Below are 16,650 nucleotides of genomic sequence, written 5' to 3' on the forward strand. Positions count from 1 at the left end.
CGAGTCGCTCGTGGGTCGTCAGCCGTTGGCGAGGGCGACGACCCGGTCGAGGGCGCCGTTGAACCGGTTGTGATCGCCCACGGTCGGGCCGGACGAGGTGTACTGCCACATCGTGTAGTAGCCCCAGCCCGCCGGGAGCGTCCCCACGCTGGAGGCGTAGCGGGCGATCCACAGGGGGTTGTTGGCGGCGAAGCCGCCGTAGTTGCCGGTGCAGTCGGTCCACCAGCTGGTGGCCGTGTAGATCACCGCGTCCCGGCCGGTGCGGGCCTTGTAGGTGTTCAGGAAGTCGGCGATCCAGCTGACCATCGCGCTCGCCGACTTGCCGTAGCAGGCGGCGCCGTAGGGGTTCCACTCGATGTCGAGGGCGCCGGGCAGCGTCTTGCCGTCCCTGGACCAGCCGCCGCCGTGGTCGACGAAGTAGTTGGCCTGGGTCGCGCCGCTGGTGGTGTCGGGCGTGGCGAAGTGGTACGCGCCGCGGATCATGCCGACGTTGTAGGAGCCGTTGTACTGCTGGGCGAAGTAGGGGTTGGTGTAGTAAGTCCCCTCGGTCGCCTTGGTGTACGCCCATTTGACCCCGCTGCTCCACAGCGTCGACCAGGCCACATTGCCCTGGTGACTGGAGACGTCGACGCCCTCGGTCTGGGTGGCGTCGGCGGAGGAGGGCAGGGCGCCGGTGCCGTCGTGGGCGGCGACGCCCATGCCCATGTGGGCGGAGCCGCGGGCCGGGGTGTCGGCGGCGGTGGCGGGGACGGCGAGGACGAGCGAGAGGGCGGCGAGCAGGAGTCCGGCGAGGAAGAGGTGCCGGGGGCGTACCGATCCGGATCTGTGCACGGGCATGGCGTGCCTCCGAAGGCTCGGTGATGCTCGGTGGGGGGCCAGTGCGGGTTGCTGCTCTGGGATGGTGCTCTGGGATGGGGCTCTGTGGCGTGGGCATGTCATTCGTTACCCGATAAAGAAGCTACGCACGTAGAAGATCGGGTGGAAGGGGGGTCGGAGGCTGCCGTTGGTCTAGCCCTGCGAAATACTTGGAGAGCTGCGGCAACGGCGGGGTCTGGCGGAAACTTTCAGGATCGGGAAAACCGAGGCAGGGACTGACGTGCACGAAGGCGGAAACGGGGACGAGCGCCGGCTGCCGGCGGAGATGTCACCGAGTGGTGCAGACCAGGAGTACCTGTCCCTGGAGCGCGAACTGACGATCCTCTTCCGGCGCGCCCGCGCCAACCAGGGGGAGATGGCCCGCGAGGTCCACCCCGACCTGGAGTCGGCGGCGTACGGACTGCTGATCCGTCTCGACGAGTGCGGCCGGCAGCGCGCCACGGAACTGGCCGCCTACATCGGCGTCGGCAAGGCCACCATGTCCCGTCAACTGCGCGCCCTGGAGGACCTGGGCCTGGTCGCCCGCGAACCCGACCCGGCCGACGGGCGGGCCTGGTTGGTGGGTCTCACGGATGAAGGCCACGACCGGGTACGCAAGGTCCGCGATGCTCGAAGGGCGCGCTACGTCAGCCAGCTCTCCCATTGGGACCGCCTGGAGGTGGCCGAACTGGCCCGCTTGCTCGGCCAGTTGAACCGCGGTATGGAGCGGTAGTCCGCGGGCGTCCCGAAGACCCCGCCCCCGGGGGGCCCTCAGAGTTCGGCGTACACGATCGTCGCGTCGTCGTGCGTCTTGCTGCGCCGCAGGAACTTGCGTTCCGTGTCCCCGTTCTCCAGCGAGCGCACGCGCTCCACCAGGGCCCGTGCGCCCTCCTTGCGCACCAGCCTGAAGCAGTCCTCCCAGGTGCCCTCGTGGAACTTCTCGACCCAGCGCGTGGCGCCGTCCGTGAGGGCTGCCAGGGCGCGTACCTCGTGGCGGGGGAGCACCCCGGTCACCGCGCGCTCCGCCACCATCGGATCCGCCGCCGCCGTGAAGAAGCCGCCCTCCCTGTTGCGGACCGTGGCGTCCACGAGGGTGTCCGTCGCCAGGGCCGAACGCGGCAGCCGGGACAGACGGTCGTCCAGTACGGCCGTCACCGCTCCGTCCGGCGACTCCACGAGCAGCGCGGAGTCCGAAAGGACCAGGTATTCGACCGTCTCCGCGCCCCAACGCGCCATCACCACCGTGGCCTGCGGGGTGCGCGGGTGAGAAAGGTCACAGGTGGCGGAGTGTGATTGAGCTGTGCGCGCGATGGCGCGCGAGAGGGCCTCGGCCAGCGGAACATCCGTGAGGGAAACGGTCAGTTCGGTCAGGGCACCGCCCAGGTGTGCCACGTACCAGGGCACCGAATGCAGACAGCCCGTCCCGTCGCGCGGAGGTGTCACCCCGTCCAGGACGACGACCACACCGCCCTGGCCGGAGGCGGGGAGGGCGGCTGCCGCGAAGTCCTCGTTGGGGCGGGCGGGATCACCGGGCTCCGAGACAAGTTCCGTATGCATTCGGCCAGTCTGCACGACGTCTTCACAAGGTTTGCGAAAGGCCGACGGTGGTTTCCGAATCGGCGCACTCGCGCAGGTCAGGCGTCTGTTTTGAGGTGGAATCCGTTGTTCCGAGAACGCGTGGCGGCGAATAGTGCCATCGTCGGGCGCGGACGTCCAACCGGCCCGCCGCGCGCGGTCGCTGCACGCGCCCGCGAAACTTGCTCGCCAACTCTCCTCCGATGTTCACTCCTTCGGGTGGCGGGTCAGGTGATGCTCGGCCACTGCCCACCGGCACTGGGAGGGTCGGGGACCGTACCGAGGGTGTGCGCGGTCGGCGCCAGTTGACGGAGCGTCACCCGGGCCCATGAGTATCACGAGTCAGGAATGCGAGCACCGGTGCAGAAGACGCGGCCTCGTCGCACAGGCAAGCAGACGGATCCCGCAGCGGACGCCGAGCGCGCGCCCGGCAGCACCGCCCCCACCGGCAAGGGCCGTCCCACTCACGTCCGCAACCGCCTCGTCGTCGCCGTGGCCGTCGTGGCCGCCGCCATCGCCGGGGCCGGACTCCCCTCCGTCCTCGCCGCCTCCGGGCAACTCTCGGACTCCCAGGACCTGGTGACGCTCGCCGAGCAGACCCAGGACGCCCTCGTCCTCGCCCACTCGCTCGCCGACGAGCGCGACGAGGTGACCTCGTACATCGCCGCGGGCCGGCCCAAGTCCAAGGCCCCCGGCGAGCAGGCGAGCGCCCGCGTCGACCGGCAGGTCGAGGAGCTGCGCGAGAACCCCGACATCTCCGCCACCCTGCGCGGCGACCTCGACGGCATAGCCGCGGTCCGCCGCTCCGCGCTGACCGGCAAGAACAGCGCCCTGGAAGCACACGGCGCCTACTCCGCCGCCATCACCGAACTGCACCGGCTCGCCGAGCAGCTGGCGGAGAAGATGCCGCCCCGCGCCGGCGCCGGTGCGTACTCCCTGGCCGAGCTGGACTCCGCCGTACAGCAGTCCGCCGCCGCCCGCGGCCTCCTCGTCGCGGCCCTCAACGTCCCGTCGTCCACCCAGACGGTCATCAGCCCCACCACCGGGCTGCCGGTCAGGTCCACCACCTCCTCGGCGGCCGACACCAAACAGCGCAACGCGCTGACCGCCGCCGCCCAGCAGGCCCGGCTGCGCTCCGACGCGGCCCTCGCCGACTTCCGCGACACCGCGCCCAAGGCGGCCCGGACGTCCTACGACTCCACGGTCACCGGTCCCGAGGTCGACTCCGCCGAGAAGTACCTGGCCTCCCTCACCGACCAGCCGACGCTCTCCACGTCCGAACTGTCCACCAGCGCCTCGAAGACCAACGCCGCGCTCTCCGCCCGGATCGACGCCATGCGGGGCGCGGAGTCCGCCCTCTACGACCGCCGCACCAAGGACCTCGCCCAGCTGCGGGACGACGACGTCACCGCGCTGGAGCTGCGCATCGCCGTCCTCGGCGTCCTCATGCTGGTCGCCGTCGGCATCGCCACGGCCATGGCCCGCACCCTCACGCGTCCGCTCTCCGTCCTGCGCCGCGGCTCGGCCCGCCTCGCCGGTGCCGAGAACCCCGCCGCCGAGGAACCGGTCACCTTCACCGGCCGCAATGACGAGTTCGCGCAGGTCGTCCGCTCCGTCAACGCCCTGCACGCCCACGCCGCGGCCCTGCACGAGCGCATCCACACCCTGGAGGCCGACCGCAAGCACCTGGTCGGCCAGCGCCAGAAGATGGCCGACGCCCGTGAGGGACTGCGCTCCGAACTCGCCGATTCGGCCGCCCAGCTGGAGCGGCTGCGCGACAGCATCGGCGGCACCTTCGTGAACCTCGCCCTGCGCACCCTGGGCCTGGTCGAGCGGCAACTCGGCGTCATCGAGGGCCTGGAGGAGCGCGAGCACGACCCGGACCGGCTCGCCACGCTCTTCAAGCTGGACCACTTCGCCACGGTGATGCGCCGGCACAGCGAGAACCTCCTGGTCCTGGCCGGAACCGAGCACGTCCAGCAGAGCGCGCACCCGGTCCCGCTCGTGGACGTCGTCCGCGCCGCGGTCAGCGAGATCGAGCGCTACGAGCGCGTCCGCATCGCCGTGCTGCCGCCGCACGCGCATGTCGCGGGCTTCGCCGCCGACGACCTCTCCCATCTGCTGGCCGAACTGATGGAGAACGCCACCGCGTTCTCGCCGCCCGACCGGCCCGTCGAGATCTCCGGCTGGCTCCTGGAGAACGGCGAGGCCATGCTCTCCGTCCAGGACGAGGGCATCGGCATGACCGGCGAGCGCATGACCCGTCTCAACACCCGGCTCGCCGAGTTCGACCCGGAGTCGCCCTACGACCAGGAGGGCGAGGACGGCCTCGGCCTCGGTCTCTACGTCGTCGCCCGCCTCGCCCAGCGCCACGGCGTCCGCGTCCAGCTGCGCGAGCAGAAGCAGGGCGGCGTCGCGGCGGTCGTGGTCCTGCCGGGCACCCTGCTGGCGGCGGCCCCGTCGGCCGCAGTCCCGTCCGCCTCCTCCCCGGTCTCCGGCTCCGCCCACTCCTTCTCCCTGCCGGGCGCCGACGCGGAGGCCAACTCCAACGAACTGCACCACCGCACGAAGTCGCAGGACCCGCTGGTGGCCTTGGCGGAGAAGGCCGAGAAGGCCGCGCAGCGGGCCGGCGAGACCAACCTGGCCACCGAGGCCAAGCCGACCACGGAGGCCGAGCCGACCACGGAGGTTAAGCCGACCACCGGGGCCGAAGCCACGGCTGACTCCGACGAGCACGCGCCGACCCCGGCCGAGACCACGATGGAACTCCTGATCCCGCTCCAGCCGACGGACCGGGACCCCCTGCCGCAGGAGGCCCACCCCGAACCCGAGGCCGCCGACGGCGAGGAGCCCCCACAGGGGCCACCCGCACCCGACGACGAAAGTGGCACAGGTGGTGCGGGTGGGAGCACATCCGCCGAAGGCGAAGCCGAGGCGGAACACGAACGCGTCCCGGACGAAGAAGAACCAGTAACAGCAAAGGGCCTCCCCAAGCGCACCCCAAAGATCACCGCACCGACCGAGACCCAGCCGACACGCCCCCGTACCGTTGACGCGGAAGCGCTCCGCAGGAGACTCGGCGGATTCCGCCAGGGCGCCCAGGCCGGCTACCGCGACGTGGAGGTGGAGATCGCCGAGAGGACGGCCCAGAACGAGGTGCCGGCCACCGGAACAGCTGGATCCGAAGAAGCCACGGGGGGCACTGTCGAGGAGGAACGCAGTTGACCGCGCCCAGTACCTTCGGACTGAGCAGTGAAGCCCGCAATCTGCACTGGCTGCTGACGAACCTGGTCGAGGAGGTGCCGGGCATCCAGTCAGTGGCGGTGGTCTCCTCCGACGGCCTGCTGCTGCTCTCCTCCGACCCCGGCCGCAACGCCGAGGCGAAGGCGGAGGCCAAGCGGCAGCGGACCGGCGGTCCGCGCGGCTCCGCCGCCGACCTCGCCACCATCGTCTCCGGCATCGGCAGCCTCACCATCGGCGCGGCCAAGCTGATGGACTCCGGCAAGGTGAAGCACACGATGGTCGCGATGGAGGAGGGCAGTCTGTTCGTGATGTCGATCAGCGACGGCTCACTGCTCGGTGTGCACGGCTCCGCGGACTGCGACATGAGCGTGGTGGCATATCACATGGCACTCTTCGTGGGCCGCGCCGGCCATGTGCTCACCCCCGAACTCCGCAGCGAGCTACGCCAGTCCCTCGAGCAGGAGTCCGCCGGGAGCGCCCGATGAGTACCTCGCCGAAGAAACTCCCCGTCCGCGGCGCCGAGCGCAAGCCGGCCCGCGTGCGCCCCTATTCGCTCACCGGCGGCCGTACGCGCTTCGGTCACGTCCTCCTCGTGGAGACGTTCGTGGCGGCGCTGGAGGCACCCGAGGAGCGCAAGGAACTGACGAACGGGTCCGGCAGCAGGGTGATGCCGGAGATGCTCGCCATCGTCGAACTCTGCCGCCGTATGCGCACGGTGGCCGAGATCGCCGCGCTGCTGAAGATGCCGCTCGGCGTGGTCCGCGTGCTGCTCAGCGACCTCGCGGACCAGGGAAAGATCCGTGTGTACGGCACCGGGACCGGTCACGGCACTGGCCGTCCGGACCGCGCTCTGCTGGAAAGGGTGCTGAATGGACTCCGCCGTCTCTGACGCCGCCACCGCTGCCGGCGTCACCCCGCTCGTCGACGAGGACGAGAATCTGCAGTCGTGGCAGACGGACCGCACCCGCGCCCCCATCGCCACGAAGATAGTCGTGGCGGGAGGCTTCGGCGTCGGCAAGACCACGCTGGTCACCGCCGTCTCGGAGATCACGCCGCTGCAGACCGAGGCGCTGATGACCGAGGCGAGCGAGGAGACCGACGACCTCACCTCCACGCCCGGCAAGCTCACCACCACCGTGGCGATGGACTTCGGCCGCCTCACGCTCGACGACGACCTGGTGCTGTATCTGTTCGGCACACCGGGCCAGCAGCGGTTCTGGTTCATGTGGGACGACCTGGTGCGCGGTGCGATCGGCGCCGTCGTCATGGCCGACACCCGCCGCCTGAAGGACTGCTTCCCCGCGCTCGACTACTTCGAGAGCTGCGGACTGCCGTACGTCGTCGCCGTCAACCACTTCGACGGCAGTGAGATGTACGAGCCGGAGGACGTGCGGGAGGCATTGACGATCCCCGCGCACATACCTGTAATGATCATGGATGCGCGCCGCCGGATCTCGGTGATCGAGACCCTCCTGTCCCTCGTGGGCCACGCGCTCGACGAAACACCCGAGTGAACCCCCGTTAGGAGCCCTCACCCGCATGCGGAAGATACTCGTCGTAGGAGCCGGTCAGTCCGGTCTGCAGCTCGCCCTCGGCCTTCAGTCGCACGGGTACGAGGTCACCCTGATGTCGAACCGGACGGCGGACGAGATCCGTTCCGGCCGGGTCATGTCGACGCAGTGCATGTTCCACACGGCACTGCAGCACGAGCGCGATCTCCAGCTGAACTTCTGGGAGTCCCAGGCCCCGAAGATCGAAGGACTCGGCGTCTCGGTCGCGGCCCCGGGCTCCTGGGGCGAGGGCCCCGCGGCGCGCGCCATCGACTGGGTGGGCAGGCTCGACGGGTTCGCGCAGTCGGTCGACCAGCGGGTGAAGATGGCCGGCTGGATGGAGACGTTCGCGCAGCGCGGGGGCCAGCTGGTCATCCACGGCGCGGCGGTCTCCGACCTCGACTACTTCTCCCGTACGTACGACCTGGTGCTGGTGTCGGCGGGCAAGGGCGAGCTGGTGTCCATGTTCGGCCGGGACGCGTCCCGTTCGCCCTACAGCGAGCCGCAGCGTGCCCTCGCGGTGGCCTACGTGCACGGTCTGGGCCCGCGTCCCGAGCACCCGGAGTTCGACGCGGTCCGCTGCAATCTGGTGCCGGGCGTCGGCGAGCTGTTCATCATGCCGACGTTCACCACCTCCGGCCGCGCCGACATCCTGTTCTGGGAGGGCATACCCGGCGGCCCGCTGGACGTCTTCAACGGCGTCAAGGACCCGGCGGAGCACCTCTCCCTGACCCTGGAACTCATGGAGAAGTTCACGCCCTGGGAGTACGCGCGGGCCACCAAGGTCGAACTGACCGACGCCGGCGGCACCTTGTCCGGCCGTTACGCGCCCACGGTCCGCAACCCCATCGGCCGGCTGCCCGGCGGCGGTCTGGTGCTCGGCGTCGCGGATGTCGTCGTCGCCAACGACCCCATCACCGGCCAGGGTTCGAACTCCGCGTCCAAGTGCGCGGCCGCGTATCTCGCCTCGATCCTGGAGCACGGCGACAAGGAGTTCGACGAGGCCTGGATGCAGGCGACGTTCGACCGCTACTGGGGCACCGCGCAGCACGTCACCAAGTGGACGAACGCGATGCTGGCGCCGCCGCCGGAGCACATCCTCAACCTCATCGGCGCGGCAGGGCAGTTGCAGCCGGTCGCCGACCGCTTCGCCAACGCCTTCAACGACCCGGCCGACTTCGAGAACTTCTTCTATGAGCCGGAGAAGACGGAGGCGTACCTCGCCTCGGTCGCCGGTTCCTAAGCGCCGCGCGCGTCGGGTCGTACGGCTCCCAGGATCGGGTAGGACGCGATCGGCGAGACCTTGATCTTCTCGCCGGTGCGCGGGGCCTGGATCATCACGCCGTGGCCCAGGTACATCGCGACGTGCGTGGCCTCGGGGAAGTAGATCACCAGATCGCCGGGGCGCAGCTGATCGAGGGGCACCCTCGGCAGCTGCGCCCACTGCTGCTGGCTGGTCCGCGGGATCGGCGTCCCCGCGCGGTCCCAGGCCTGCGAGGTCAGGCCCGAGCAGTCGTAGGACGTCGGGCCCTCGGCGCCCCACCGGTACGGCTTGCCGAGCTGCCGCACGGCGTAGCGCACCGCTCGGTCGCCCTCCGGTGACGGCGGGCGGTCGTCGTCCAGGGCGCCGGACGCCAGGAGTTTGCGCTGCGCGGTCTCGACCCCGTTCTTCTCCAGCTCGGCGAGCGCGGAGAGCTGTTCGGGGGTGAGCGAGGCCAGCAGCTCCTCGACCTTCTTCAGCCGTCCGCGCACCTCGTCCCGGTCCTTCTTCTGCCGTGCGGCGAGGGAGAGTTGGCGGTCGAGGGCCTTGCGGGCGCTGCGGGCCAGCGCGTCGGCCCTCTGCTCGGTGCCGGTCAGCCGGCCCACCGTCTCGGCCCGCTCCCGCGCCAGCCGGCCGATCACATGCCCCTGGTCGAGCGCCTGCTGGGGGTCGCGGGCGAGCAGCAGGCGTACGTACGGCGAGATGTCGGTGCTGCCCTGGTACTGCTGTCGGGCGAGCCGGCCCGCGGCGCCCCGGCTGTCCTGCAGGGACAGACGGGCCCGGGCGAGCGCGCGGTCGAGGCGGTCCACCTCGGCGCGCTGCTTCTTCAGCTTCTCCGCGGTGGCGTCGTAGGTCTCGGTGGCCTTCTCCGCCTCGCGATACAGCCGCTGAAGGTCCGTCAGCTGTTCGGCGACGGTGCGGCCGCCGGGGTCGGGTGCGGGCACGGCCGTGGCGGGCAGCGGCGCGAGGACGCTGCCGGCGGCCACTGCCGCCGTGCACACCAGACGCAGAAGCCTTCCTGACACGTCATCACCTCCGATGCGGTGCGGGCCTTCCGCTCCGCACAGTGAGGTGTTGACGGCCGCGCCACCGACGCGCGCCGGATGTGCGCGGTTCGGCGCAACCGCGTCACTCGTCGGTGTCGTCCGGCGTGCGGCCCGGCGTGGCGCGGGGCGCGGTGTCCGGCTTGGACCACGGCCACTTCAGCCCGTCCGCCCTGCCGGTGGGGTCGTACTCGTACTTCCACCCCTGCAGCAGGCCGAGGCGCCTGGTGTGACCGCGCGGGACGCGCCGGTAGACGTGCACGACGGGCGGGCCGCCGGCGGCGTCCGGGACCGGGATGCGGTAGATCTTGGGCGGCTGTCCGGTGGGGCCCACCAGGACCGGCAGCACCCGGCCGTCCATCGGACCGCCCTCGAACGGTGTGTCTTCGCTCTTCACGGCACCAGTCTCGGACATCCGGCGCCGGTGTCAGACATCATCCGCCAGCCTCTGCACCAGCTCCGCGGTCTGGGCGTCCCGGGCGGCGGTCACCGAGAGCACGGCCACGAACTGGTCGACCAGCCAGTCCCGCAGTTCGTCCAGGGGCGGCTGCTTGTCCTCGTCCAGCCAGATCAGGGAGGCCGCCTCGACCGCGGTGATCCACATCCGCACGGTCATGCGCAGCCGCAGGCCGGGACCGGTGACGCCCAGGTGGCTGAGGATGTGCTCGGCGGCGGCCCGGCGCACGCCGTCCACGATGGCGGTCGTACGGGAGGTCTCGACGACGCTGCCGCCCTGCAGCAGGGCGCTGAACCCGGCGTCGTGCTGGTCGACGAAGGCCAGATAGCGGTCCAGGGCCCGCGCGAGCCGGGGCAGCAGCGGACCCACGCGCGGCTCGTCGAAGCACTGCTCGAGCTCCTCGGCGGCCGACCGCAGCGCGGCCTCGTACAGCTGCTGCTTGCCGCCCGGGAAGTACCGGTACACCAGGGGCCGCGAGACCCCGGCCGCCTCCGCCACGTCGTCGAGGGAGACGTCCTCGGGGGCGCGGTGGGCGAAGAGGCCGAGGGCGGAGTCGAGGAGCTGGCTGCGCCGCTCCTCGACACTGAGGCGGCGGTAGGCGGGGGTGGCGGCCGACGGGGTCATGCCTCGCAGCGTAACCGGCCGCCTGCACGCCTCCTACGCCAGCAGTCCGGACGACCTCCACAACCGGCGCCCGGCACCCCGCAGCACCCCGATGTCGTCCAGGAAGTCGGTCAGCCGCTTCGCCCCGGTCTGCATGACCTCCCGCCGGTGCCCGCTCGCCTTCACCTGCGCCATGGCCTCACGCTTGTCGAGTCCGACGTTCGTGTAGACCTCGGGGTTCACGAAGGCCACGGAGAACACCCGCGCGAACTCGCCCGACGTCAGGCGCGTGAACTCCTGCGACCACCGCGGAGCGGTCACCATCTGCCGGCGCAGCTCCTCGCGGGCGTAGCGCACATGGCGGGCCTCCTCGACGACGTGGATGCGCGTGACGCCGCGGATCAGGGGCTGCACCCGCTCGTCCGGGAAGGTCAGGCGCTGCATCCAGTCCAGGACCTCCTCGCCGAGCAGGGTGGCCGTGAAGGAACCGGGCGTCGTGGAGATCGTCTTGAACAGGCGGCCCAGGTTCTGGTGCACCCGGCTCACCGGGTACCAGGGGGTGCCGCCGTGCGAGATCAGCCGGGCGAACATCTTGGAGTGCCGGCACTCGTCCTCGATCTCGGTGAGGGCGTAGCGCACATGGGCGCTCGTGGCCGCCTTGTCGTAGATGTGCCGCACCAGCAGCTGCATCAGGATGAGTTCGAACCAGATGCCGAGCGAGGCGAGCGCGGCGGCCTCATGCTGCGAGAGCAGGATCTGCTGCTCCTCGCTCATCCGCTTCCACATCGGGGTGTCGTAGAGCGAGACCAGCTCCGGCGGCCAGAACCACTTGCCCTCCTCGAAGGGCGCGTCCCAGTCCAGCTCCTTGTCCGGGTCGAAGGAGTGCTTGGCGGAGGAGGCGAGGAGTCGCTCGGCCACCTGTTCGCGGTCCTTGAGCTGGCCGAGCGCGTCGCGCAGCCCCTCCAGCGCGTCCGCTTCCGTCAGGATCGTCATGGTTCTTCCACTTCGTTACCGGGGGTTACATCCTCCATCGCTTATAAGACTGCCTGTCAGCAAGCCCGTCAATCCCCTGTGCGCGATTTGTTGACCCGGCGTCTACCACGTGTGAGCCTGCGAACATGCCGACTTACGACCTGTACGCCATGGACCCGGGCGACCCCCACTGGCAGGTACCGGCCAATGGAGCAGCCCGTTTCAGCTGGGAGTACGACGACGGACGCGACCGGCTCCTCGCCCTCTACCAGAAGGGCAAGGACAAGCAGTGGGACGGGCAGAAGCGGATCGACTGGGATCTGGAGGTCGATCCCCACGACCCGCTCGGCACCCCCGACGAGTCGATGTCGCTCTACGGCACCAAGTACTGGGCGAAGATGACCGACCAGGACAAGGGGGAACTGCGCAAGCACTACGCCACCTGGCAGTTCAGCCAGTTCCTGCACGGCGAGCAGGGCGCGATGGTCTGCGCCGCCCGGATCGTGGAGTCCGTCCCCGACCTGGACGCCAAGTTCTACTCGGCGACCCAGACGATGGACGAGGCGCGGCACGCGGAGATCTACGGCCGCTTCCTGCACGAGAAGATCGGGATGCTGTACCCGATCAACGACAACCTCCAGGCGCTGCTGGGGGACACCCTGCGCGACAGTCGCTGGGACATGCCCTACCTCGGCATGCAGGTCCTGATCGAAGGCCTGGCGCTGGCCGCCTTCGGCATGATCCGCGACACCACCGACAAGCCCCTGCCCAAGCAGATCCTCGCCTACGTCATGCAGGACGAGGCCCGGCACGTGGCCTTCGGGCGGATGGCCCTGCGCGACTACTACAAGCAGCTCAGCGACGCCGAACTGCGCGAGCGCGAGGAGTTCGTCATCGAGGGCTGCTATCTGATGCGCGACCGGCTGCGCGGCGTCGAGGTCCTGGAGAACTTCGGCATCCCGAAGGCCGAGGCGGAGGAGTACAGCGAGCAGTCCGAATTCCTCGCGCTGTTCCGCAAGTTGCTGTTCTCCCGCATCGTGCCGTGCGTCAAGGACATCGGCCTGTGGGGCAAGCGCCTGCAGCAGGCGTACGTCGACATGGGCGTGTTCGACCTCGGCGACTCCAACCTTGACCTGCTGATGGCCCAGGACGAGGAGATCGCGGAACAGCTGGACGCGGAACGCTTCGCCGAGGAGGAACGCGAACGCGTGGCGGAGGTGACGGAGGCGATCGAGGCGGGCGCCGGGCCGGCCGGCGGCTAGAGCGGGCGGCCGGCGGTCAGACCGAGCAGCCGAGCCCGTCCGGCACCTCCAGCGGCACCGGTTCGGCGCCCTGCGCCGGGAACGACGTGCGCAGCGTGAAGGCGTAGGGCGTGGGGCCGTTGGCGCGCAGATGCAGCAGCCGTGCCTCGGCCTCCGCGACGGTCGGGCGGTGCCCGGCCGGCACCCACCACATCGCCACCATCGCCTGCTCGATCCGCTCGAACCACTCGCGCCGGCGGGCCAGCATCTCGCGGTGGCGGCCCTGGTACATGAACGCGGTCAGCGCGTTCGCGTCCCGCCACACGGACATGTTGATGATCAGCCAGTCGTCCCCGAAGACGGCCACGTCGGTGGCGTCACCGCCGTCGCCCTGCAGGCGCCAGACGAAACCGTCGGCGGCGTCGGCGTCGGCGTTCACCGGATCGAGGGCGGCGACGAAGTCCCTCAACTGCGGCGAGTCCAAGGGGGCCTTGAGGCGGGCGATATTGACCTGGGCGAGTTCGTACGCGTGGGCAGACGTCATGGACCGAACGTTAGGTCGGGAGCATTGCCCGCCTCAACCCCCGTCTCAGTCCTTGGAGTTGAGGACCGTCTCCATCACCGACCGGGCGATCGGCGCGGCCACCCCGCCCCCCGTGATGTCGCCCCGCTCGGCCGAGCCGTCCTCCACCACCACGGCGACCGCGACCTTCGGCTGCCGTTCGTCCTCGTTCTGCGCCCACGACACGAACCAGGCATAGGGGACCCCGGCGTTGCCCAGGCCGTGCTGGGCGGTGCCGGTCTTGCCGCCGACGATCGCGCCGGGGATGGCGGCGTTCGTGCCGGTGCCCTCCGTCACGACGTCCTCCATCAGCTCCTTCATCCGCTCCGCGGTCTCCGGGCGCATCGCCGCGCGCACCGGACGCGACCCCGCCGTGGCCACCGTGGCGCCCTCGTTCGTGGTCGTCCGCTCCACCAGGTACGGCGAGCGCACCTGCCCGCGATTGGCGACGGCGGCGGCGACCATCGCCATCTGCAGCGGGGTGGCCCGCGTGTTGTACTGCCCGATCGACGAAAGGGCGAGCTGCGCCCGGTCCATCGAGGTGTCGAAGGTGCTCGGCGCCACCGCGAAGGGGATGCGCTGGCGGGTGTCGTTGAAGCCGAACGCCCGCGCCGTGGCGGCCATGCGCCTGACGCCCACGTCCACGCCGAGCTTCGCGAACACGGTGTTGCACGACCACTCGAAGGCCTCCCGCAGCGGGGCGTCCCCGCACCCCTCGCCCTCGTTCATCAGCGTGGTGCGCGTGCCCGGCAGCGGATAGGGGTCGGGCGAGTGGGTCGGCCTGTCGAGGTCCGTGACGACCCCCGCGTCCAGCGCCGCCGCCGCGGTGACCACCTTGAACGTCGAACCGGGCGGATAGGTCTGCCGCACCGCACGGTTGAGCATCGGCTTGTCCGGATCGGCGTTGAGCCGGGCCCAGGAGCGCGCCGTCGCCGCCGCGTTCCCCGACAGCGCACCGGGGTCGTAGGAGGGACTCGACACCAGCGCCAGCACCCGCCCGGTGGCCGGTTCGATCGCCGCCACCGCACCCTTGCGCCCGTCGAGCCCCTCGTACGCCGCCCGCTGCGCGGCCGCGTCGATGGTGGTCACGACGTCGCCGCCGCGGCTGCGGGCCCGCGTGAAGCCGTTCATCACGGGGAACGGCTTCAGCGCCGGGTCGGTGCCCGACAGGACGGCGTCCTTGACGTGCTCCAGCAGCGTCGTGCCGTACACCTGCGAGGCGAAGCCGGTGACGGGCGCGTACAACGGCCCGTCGGTGTACGTCCGTTCGTACCGCAGCTGCTCGCCGGAGTCCCGCGAGCCGGTGACGGGCGCGCCGTCGACCACGATGTCGCCGCGCGGCTGGTGGTAACGGGCGATCTGGGAGCGGCGGTTGGCGCGATTGTCGTCGTAGGAACCGGCGTCGAGGAACTGGATGCGGACGGCGTTGGCGAGCAGCGCGACCAGCAGCATGAGGCAGAAGTAGGCGGAGTGGCGGATGTGCTGTGTCATGACGGCACCGCCTCCTCGCCGTACCGGCCGCGCGCCGCGTCGCTCAACCGGATCAGCAGCGCCACGATCGCCCAGTTGGTGACCACCGACGAACCGCCCTGGGCGAGGAACGGCATCGCCATGCCGGTGAGCGGGATCAGCCCGGTCACCCCGCCCGCGATCACGAACACCTGGAGCGCCACGATCGAGGCGAGCCCGACCGCGAGCAGCCGGCCGAACGGGTCGCGCAGCGCGAGGGCCGCGCGGTAGCCGCGGTCCACGAGGAGGCCGTAGAGGAGGAAGATCGCGGTCAGGCCCGCCAGGCCCAGCTCCTCGCCCGCCGTGGCGAGGATGAAGTCGGACTTGGTCGCGAAGCCGATGAGGATCGCGTGGCCGAGGCCGAGGCCCGTGCCGAGGAGCCCGCCCGCGGCGAAGGCGAACAGCGACTGGGCGATCTGGTTGGGGCCCTGGCCGGCCTCGATCGACGCGAAGGGGTGCAGCCAGTCCTGGACCCGGCCGTGCACATGCGGCTCCAGCCAGCCGACCGCCACCGCGCCCACCGCCGCCAGCAGCAGGCCGACGGCGATCCAGCCGGTGCGGCCGGTGGCGACGTAGAGCAGCACCACGAAGAGGCCGAAGAACAGCAGCGAGGTGCCGAGGTCGCGCTCCAGCACCAGGACGCCCACGCTCAGCAGCCAGATGGCGAGGATCGGGCCGAGCACCCGGCCGGTGGGCAGCTGGAAGCGCCTGAAGCGCCAGATGTGCCGGCCGGTGTACGCCAGCGCGTTGCGGTTGGCCGCCAGATACGCGGCGAAGAAGACCGCCAGCAGCACCTTCGCGAACTCGCCCGGCTGGATGGAGAATCCGGCGATCCGGATCCAGATGCGGGCGCCGTTCACGGCCGGGAAGAGGATCGGCAGGAGCAGCAGGGCGAGCGCGGCGACGACACACACGTAGGCGTAGCGCTGGAGCACACGATGGTCGCGCAGCAGCAGGACGATCACGGTGAACAGGGTCACGCCCACGGTGGACCACACGAGTTGGGTGGGGGCCGCGAGGTCGTGCGGGGTCTCCAGGTCGAGCCGGTAGATCAGCACCAGACCGAGGCCGTTGAGCAGGACGCCGATGGGCAGCAGCAGCGGGTCGGCGTACGGGGCGCGCAACCGCACCGCGCAGTGGGCGAGCAAGGCGAGCGCACCGAGCCCGGCGCCGTAACCGGCGGCGCCGGGCGGGACGGTGCCGTGCCTGGCGAGGCCGACATTGCAGTAGCCGTAGACCGAGAGCAGTACGGCGATGGCGAGGAGGGCGAGTTCGACACCGCGGCCCCGCGGCGGACGGACCGCCCGGGCGGGGGCGTCCGTCTGGGTCAGCACCAGCGCGGCGGCGTCCCGATCGTGTCGATGTAGCGGGCCGAACCCCATGCCCAAGTCCCGTCCGTGAGGAGGTACCAGAGGTGGTTGCCCTGCACGCTCTGGCCCGGTGTCTTGCAGAAGATGGAGACGCGGTCGCCCTTGTGGACCACGCGGATCACCTGACTGCCGCGGGTCGGCGCGCTGCGCAGCAGCAGCGTGCTCGCGGTGACGACGCCGCGGGCGTACTGCTGGCCGCCGTGGTCACCGCCCTGGTTCCAGTCACCTGACTGCCCGGAGTCGCCCTGGTTCCAGTCGCCGGACTGCCCGGAGCCGGGGTCGCCGCCGTCGCCGCCACCGCCCCAGTCGTCGTCCGCGAGCGCGGGCGCGACGGCCACGGAGGTGATCAGGGCGCCGGCGGCGGTGGTTATCGCGAGTCGGGTGAGAGCGGAGCGCAGTGACATGGCCG

Annotated in this window: 17 protein-coding genes; 7 read left to right on the plus strand and 10 right to left on the minus strand. The window is 70.8% G+C overall.

Annotated elements, in window-relative coordinates; translation table 11 throughout:
• Nucleotides 1-18: 18 nt before the first annotated feature.
• A complete protein-coding gene (locus MQN93_RS25685) occupies nucleotides 19-837 on the minus strand; it encodes a lysozyme (protein WP_016437971.1) in 819 nt (272 codons plus the stop codon).
• A gap of 259 nt (nucleotides 838-1,096) precedes the next feature.
• Between MQN93_RS25685 and MQN93_RS25690 the strand changes: the two genes are divergently transcribed.
• Nucleotides 1,097-1,588, plus strand: coding sequence for a MarR family winged helix-turn-helix transcriptional regulator (locus MQN93_RS25690; RefSeq protein WP_016437972.1), 492 nt, complete (start codon nucleotides 1,097-1,099; stop codon nucleotides 1,586-1,588).
• A 38-nt stretch (nucleotides 1,589-1,626) separates the two neighbouring features.
• Here MQN93_RS25690 and MQN93_RS25695 read toward each other — a convergent pair whose 3' ends face one another.
• Nucleotides 1,627-2,412, minus strand: coding sequence for a protein phosphatase 2C domain-containing protein (locus tag MQN93_RS25695; protein ID WP_242711420.1), 786 nt, complete (start codon nucleotides 2,410-2,412; stop codon nucleotides 1,627-1,629).
• Nucleotides 2,413-2,790: 378 nt separating this feature from the next.
• On the opposite strand from MQN93_RS25695, the gene MQN93_RS25700 reads away from it, so the two are divergent.
• From MQN93_RS25700 to MQN93_RS25720, 5 genes are read left to right on the plus strand one after another with little or no spacing between them, the layout of a single operon-like run.
• On the plus strand, nucleotides 2,791-5,655 hold the full coding sequence (locus MQN93_RS25700; protein ID WP_242711421.1) for a sensor histidine kinase: 2,865 nt from the start codon (nucleotides 2,791-2,793) through the stop codon (nucleotides 5,653-5,655).
• Nucleotides 5,652-6,158, plus strand: coding sequence for a roadblock/LC7 domain-containing protein (locus MQN93_RS25705; RefSeq protein WP_016437975.1), 507 nt, complete (start codon nucleotides 5,652-5,654; stop codon nucleotides 6,156-6,158). Before MQN93_RS25700 ends, MQN93_RS25705 begins: the two co-directional genes overlap by 4 nt.
• Nucleotides 6,155-6,562, plus strand: coding sequence for a DUF742 domain-containing protein (locus MQN93_RS25710; RefSeq protein ID WP_016437976.1), 408 nt, complete (start codon nucleotides 6,155-6,157; stop codon nucleotides 6,560-6,562). The genes MQN93_RS25705 and MQN93_RS25710 overlap by 4 nt, the downstream gene beginning before the upstream one ends.
• Complete coding sequence (locus MQN93_RS25715; RefSeq protein ID WP_242711422.1) at nucleotides 6,543-7,187, plus strand: GTP-binding protein; 645 nt, start codon at nucleotides 6,543-6,545, stop codon at nucleotides 7,185-7,187. The genes MQN93_RS25710 and MQN93_RS25715 overlap by 20 nt, the downstream gene beginning before the upstream one ends.
• A 25-nt stretch (nucleotides 7,188-7,212) precedes the next feature.
• On the plus strand, nucleotides 7,213-8,466 hold the full coding sequence (locus MQN93_RS25720) for a styrene monooxygenase/indole monooxygenase family protein (RefSeq protein WP_016437978.1): 1,254 nt from the start codon (nucleotides 7,213-7,215) through the stop codon (nucleotides 8,464-8,466).
• Here the strand turns inward: MQN93_RS25720 and MQN93_RS25725 are convergent.
• The 4 genes from MQN93_RS25725 to MQN93_RS25740 form a co-directional block, all read right to left on the minus strand.
• Nucleotides 8,463-9,509: a C40 family peptidase gene (locus MQN93_RS25725; RefSeq protein ID WP_242711423.1), complete on the minus strand. Its 1,047-nt coding sequence runs from the start codon at nucleotides 9,507-9,509 to the stop codon at nucleotides 8,463-8,465. The genes MQN93_RS25720 and MQN93_RS25725 overlap by 4 nt on opposite strands.
• A 103-nt stretch (nucleotides 9,510-9,612) precedes the next feature.
• The gene (locus tag MQN93_RS25730) at nucleotides 9,613-9,924 is read right to left on the minus strand and encodes a DUF8847 domain-containing protein (RefSeq protein WP_242711424.1); all 312 of its coding nucleotides are present in this window, start codon (nucleotides 9,922-9,924) and stop codon (nucleotides 9,613-9,615) included.
• Between the two features lie 30 nt (nucleotides 9,925-9,954).
• Complete coding sequence (locus MQN93_RS25735; RefSeq protein WP_242711425.1) at nucleotides 9,955-10,608, minus strand: TetR/AcrR family transcriptional regulator; 654 nt, start codon at nucleotides 10,606-10,608, stop codon at nucleotides 9,955-9,957.
• A 33-nt stretch (nucleotides 10,609-10,641) separates the two neighbouring features.
• Complete coding sequence (locus tag MQN93_RS25740; RefSeq protein WP_016437982.1) at nucleotides 10,642-11,580, minus strand: AurF N-oxygenase family protein; 939 nt, start codon at nucleotides 11,578-11,580, stop codon at nucleotides 10,642-10,644.
• 125 nt (nucleotides 11,581-11,705) lie between these two features.
• Here MQN93_RS25740 and MQN93_RS25745 point away from each other — a divergent pair, with 125 nt between their 5' ends.
• On the plus strand, nucleotides 11,706-12,821 hold the full coding sequence (locus MQN93_RS25745; RefSeq protein ID WP_242711426.1) for a ferritin-like domain-containing protein: 1,116 nt from the start codon (nucleotides 11,706-11,708) through the stop codon (nucleotides 12,819-12,821).
• A 16-nt stretch (nucleotides 12,822-12,837) separates the two neighbouring features.
• On the opposite strand, the gene MQN93_RS25750 is transcribed toward MQN93_RS25745, so the two are convergent.
• From MQN93_RS25750 to MQN93_RS25765, 4 genes are read right to left on the minus strand one after another with little or no spacing between them, the layout of a single operon-like run.
• On the minus strand, nucleotides 12,838-13,344 hold the full coding sequence (locus MQN93_RS25750) for a DUF3291 domain-containing protein (protein WP_242711427.1): 507 nt from the start codon (nucleotides 13,342-13,344) through the stop codon (nucleotides 12,838-12,840).
• Nucleotides 13,345-13,389: 45 nt separating this feature from the next.
• On the minus strand, nucleotides 13,390-14,853 hold the full coding sequence (locus tag MQN93_RS25755) for a peptidoglycan D,D-transpeptidase FtsI family protein (protein WP_242711428.1): 1,464 nt from the start codon (nucleotides 14,851-14,853) through the stop codon (nucleotides 13,390-13,392).
• Complete coding sequence (locus MQN93_RS25760; protein WP_016437986.1) at nucleotides 14,850-16,253, minus strand: FtsW/RodA/SpoVE family cell cycle protein; 1,404 nt, start codon at nucleotides 16,251-16,253, stop codon at nucleotides 14,850-14,852. Before MQN93_RS25760 ends, MQN93_RS25755 begins: the two co-directional genes overlap by 4 nt.
• The gene (locus tag MQN93_RS25765) at nucleotides 16,199-16,645 is read right to left on the minus strand and encodes an SH3 domain-containing protein (protein WP_242711429.1); all 447 of its coding nucleotides are present in this window, start codon (nucleotides 16,643-16,645) and stop codon (nucleotides 16,199-16,201) included. The genes MQN93_RS25760 and MQN93_RS25765 overlap by 55 nt, the downstream gene beginning before the upstream one ends.
• Nucleotides 16,646-16,650: the final 5 nt, after the last annotated feature.

Origin of the sequence: Streptomyces spinosisporus, from assembly GCF_022698145.1 — a bacterium.
Lineage (GTDB): Bacteria > Actinomycetota > Actinomycetes > Streptomycetales > Streptomycetaceae > Streptomyces > Streptomyces spinosisporus.